Annotated in this window: 1 pseudogene; it reads right to left on the bottom strand. The window is 55.9% G+C overall.

Annotated elements, in window-relative coordinates:
- Positions 1 to 47: 47 nt before the first annotated feature.
- Positions 48 to 524: pseudogene (locus QP324_RS11875) on the bottom strand (IS256-like element IS3507 family transposase); the annotation flags it as partial.

Genomic DNA, 524 nt, shown 5'->3' with positions numbered 1-524 from the left:
GGCTTAAACGACAAAATGTGTGTCTGGCTCGGCGTGTCGCGCGGGGGTTAGATTTGGCCTTTCTGGATGCCGATTGAGTGGGTGTAGTCGGTGTCGATAGCGTTGTCGTAGAGGGCTGGTCGTCCTGTTTCGTGGTCGGCTTGGTTCTCGTGTTGGGTCAGGGTGGAAACTTTGGCGAGTTGGTCCTGGCCCCAGTTGGACTGCCTGGCGATTCGTGCTGGATCGTCGGGCAGTTCGGTTTTTAAGTAGAGCCACCAATCCAGCATCCGGCGTTGTCGTTCGCCTGTTCTTCCGCGGTGTGTTCTGGCAAGTAGTTTGATCTGGGAGTTGATGCCGCCTTCAAGGCTGTTGGTGGTGGATTTAATCCGGTTTTTCTCCAGCACACCTTCTGGTGGGGTGAGGTAGACAAACAGCAGGTCGGAGCGCCAGAGGTGGTTGAGGCTGTTGTAGGCCTTGCGCACGTTGGGATGTGTCCACGTGCGGGTCCATGTACCTGTTTTAGGGTCTTTGACCGTGGTTTTCTC

Source organism: Corynebacterium sp. UMB0012 (assembly GCF_030216265.1).
Taxonomy (GTDB): Bacteria; Actinomycetota; Actinomycetes; order Mycobacteriales; family Mycobacteriaceae; genus Corynebacterium.
The sequence above is the reverse complement of the archived record's forward strand: the minus strand, read 5'-3'. Positions and strand labels throughout refer to the sequence as shown.